The 3,247-nt window shown below is 62.9% G+C and carries 3 protein-coding genes; all 3 read left to right on the top strand.

All coding sequences use genetic code 11. The features are described 5' to 3' along the window. Positions 1–117 precede the first annotated feature (117 nt). The 3 genes from WBB95_RS12830 to WBB95_RS12820 all read left to right on the top strand — a co-directional run bounded on the left by WBB95_RS12830 (position 118) and on the right by WBB95_RS12820 (position 3,133). Positions 118–882 (top strand): IclR family transcriptional regulator, encoded by a 765-nt coding sequence (locus WBB95_RS12830; protein WP_221294494.1) that lies wholly within the window; start codon positions 118–120, stop codon positions 880–882. 9 nt (positions 883–891) lie between these two features. After that, complete coding sequence (locus WBB95_RS12825) at positions 892–2,100, top strand: amino acid deaminase (protein WP_424487914.1); 1,209 nt, start codon at positions 892–894, stop codon at positions 2,098–2,100. Positions 2,101–2,227: 127 nt separating this feature from the next. Next, positions 2,228–3,133 (top strand): sugar kinase, encoded by a 906-nt coding sequence (locus WBB95_RS12820; RefSeq protein ID WP_424487913.1) that lies wholly within the window; start codon positions 2,228–2,230, stop codon positions 3,131–3,133. Positions 3,134–3,247 lie beyond the last annotated feature (114 nt).

Genomic DNA, 3,247 nt, shown 5'->3' with positions numbered 1-3,247 from the left:
CGCGAATGCGGTGTGTCAGCGAATGCATCTGTAACTGATCCACCGCATTCGCGAGCAAGCCCGCTCCCACAGGAGATTTGTGTTGATAGTAATGTTTTGAACGGGACTCACACTGCCATGACCGAAGACACCATCAAACGCCGCGCCAAAGGACTGGACCGTGCGTTCGATATCCTCGACTTTCTCAAGGAAATCGGCCAGCCCCTGCGCCCGAATGATATTGCCAGCGGCATCGGCAGCCCCAAGTCCACCGTCTACGAATTGGTCGCGTCCTTGCTCGAACGGCGCATCCTCGAAACGGTGGGCAAGGACGGTCACGTCTACCTGGGCCGCCAGCTGTACTTTCTCGGCCAGGCGCACCTGCGCCATTTCGACCTGACCCGCGAGGCCGACCACGCCTTGCAGGAAATCGTCAGCCAGACCCACGAAACCGCGCAGATGTGCCTGCTCAATGGGCGCAAATACACGGTGGCGTTGATGCGTGAAGGCGAGCGGCATTTTCGGATTTCCTCGGACATCGGCGAAAACGCGCCGATCCCGTGGACCGCGTCCGGGCGCCTGCTGCTGGGGCACTTGAGCGATCAACAGATCATCGACCTGATCGACTACGACGACTTCATCCTGCCGGACGGCCAGCGCTTGGCGCTGGAAACCTTCCTGGCGCAAATCCGTCAGGCCACACTCGATGGCTTCTTTTCCTTCGACAGCGTGGCCGATACCTTTACCCATTGTTTTGCCGCCCCGGTCCGGGACGCGCAAGGCATCAGCATTGCGACCCTGTGCATCGTCGCCCCGCGCGCCGATGCGATCAAAAACTACAACGACTATCGCCGGGTGTTGATCGACAGCGCCAACAACCTGGCCCGGCGCATTAACGAATAGGAGTTTTCCATGTCTGCCCTCAACGCCGTTGAAAAAGGCGCCGCCGCCGTCGGTGCGCATCTGGTCCGTGACGTCAGCCTGCCGGCCCTGGTGCTGCACCGCGACGCGCTGGAACACAACATTCGCTGGATGCAGGACTTTGTCAGCAAGAGCGGCGCAGAACTCGCGCCCCATGGCAAAACCAGCATGATGCCGGCGCTGTTTCAGCGTCAGATCGCTGCGGGCGCCTGGGGCATTACCCTGGCCAACGCGGTGCAAACCCGCGCCGCCTACGCCGGCGGTGTACGCCGCGTGCTGATGGCCAACCAACTGGTGGGCGCGCCAAACATGGCGCTGATCGCCGACCTGCTGGCCGATCAGGATTTTGACTTCCATTGCATGGTCGATCACCCCGATAACGTCGCTGACCTGGGCCTGTTCTTCGCCGCCCGTGGCCTGCGCCTGAACGTGATGATTGAGTACGGTGTGGTCGGCGGCCGGTGCGGTTGCCGCAGTGAGGAAGAAGTGCGCGAACTGGCCAAGGCGATCAAGGCCCAGCCAGCCCTGGCGCTTACCGGTATTGAAGGCTACGAAGGCGTGATCCACGGCGAGCACGCCATCAGTGGCATCCGCGCCTTCGCCGCCAGCCTGGTACGTTTGGCGGTGGACCTGCAAAACAACGGCTCTTTTGACTTGCCCAAGCCGATCGTCACCGCGTCGGGCTCGGCCTGGTACGACTTGATCGCCGAGTCGTTTGAAGAACAGAACGCCGCCGGCCGCTTCCTCAGCGTATTGCGCCCAGGCAGTTATGTGGCCCACGACCACGGTATCTACAAAGAGGCGCAATGCTGCGTACTCGACCGCCGCAGCGACCTTAACGAAGGCCTGCGCCCGGCGCTCGAAGTCTGGGCCCATGTGCAATCGTTGCCCGAGCCAGGTTTTGCGGTGATCGCCCTGGGCAAGCGCGACGTGGCCTACGACGCCGGTTTACCGGTGCCACTCAAACGCTACAAAGCCGGCATCCTGCCAGCCGAAGGCGATGATGTGACGGCCTGCAACGTCACGGCGGTGATGGACCAGCATGCGTTCATGACTGTGCCGTCCGGGGTTGAGCTGCGTATCGGCGACATCATCTCCTTCGGCACTTCCCACCCGTGCCTGACCTTCGACAAGTGGCAGGTCGGCTGCCTGGTGGATGAGCAGTTGCAGGTGATCGAGTCGCTGCACACCTGCTTCTAGACCGCGTTGCTCCTTTCGCGAGCAAGCCCGCTCCCACATTGACTGCGTTTTATCTGAAGGAATGCAGGCAACTGTGGGAGCCGGCTTGCTCGCGAAGAGGCCATCAGCCACACCCGAGACAAAAGCCATGAACACCCAACCCCGCATCGCCCTCATCGGCGAATGCATGATCGAACTGCAACACCGCGCCGACGGCAGCCTGCATCAGAGCTTCGGCGGCGACACCCTGAACACGGCGGTGTACCTGCGCCGCGAGCTGGGCGCTGTCGGCACGGTCGACTATGTCACCGCCCTGGGCGACGACAGCTTCAGCGATGCCATGTGCACACACTGGGCGCAAGAGGGCCTTGGCCTGGCGATGGTCCAACGGTTGCCCGGGCGTCTGCCGGGGCTGTACTGCATCCAGACCGACGCCAACGGCGAGCGCAAATTCCTTTACTGGCGCAACGAAGCCGCCGTGCGCGACTGCTTCACCACACCCGCCGCCGAACCGATCCTGGCGGCCTTGCCGGGTTACGACGTGGTGTATTTCAGCGGCATCACCCTGGCGGTACTGGGCGAGGTCGGGCGCGAACGATTGCTGCACACCCTGACCGAAACCCGCCGACGCGGCGGCAAGGTGGTGTTTGACAACAACTACCGCCCACGGCTGTGGGCCAATGTCGAGGCGGCGCGCGAGGCGTATCAGCGGGTCATGGCCGAGGTGGATATGGCCTTGCTGACCGAGGATGACGAGCAGGCGTTGTTTGGCTACGCAGACAGCGAGCAGGTGTTTGCGGCGTACCCGGCGATTGCTGAAGTGGCGCTCAAGCGCGGGGCAGAGGAATGTTTGATTCGCTGTGATGGCGAGCGTTTTGCCGTGCCGGCGCTGAAGGTCGAGAAGGTGGTGGATACGACGGCGGCGGGGGATTCGTTCAGCGCGGCGTACCTGGCCAGTCGGCTCAAGGGTGGGTCGCCGCAAGAGGCCGCAGTGGCTGGGCATCGGTTGGCGGGCCGGGTCATTCAGGTGCCGGGGGCTTTGATTCCTCGGTGAATGGCCGCCTGTGGCGGATCGCGGGCAAGCCCGGCTCCCACAGTTGAGCGCATTTCAATGGAAGGAATGCATTCCAGTGTGGGCGCTGGCTTGCCTGCGATAGCGGTCTCAAGC

Origin of the sequence: Pseudomonas sp. (assembly GCF_049645325.1) — a bacterium.
Taxonomy (GTDB): domain Bacteria; phylum Pseudomonadota; class Gammaproteobacteria; order Pseudomonadales; family Pseudomonadaceae; genus Aquipseudomonas.
This window is presented reverse-complemented; position numbering and strand designations above follow the sequence as displayed.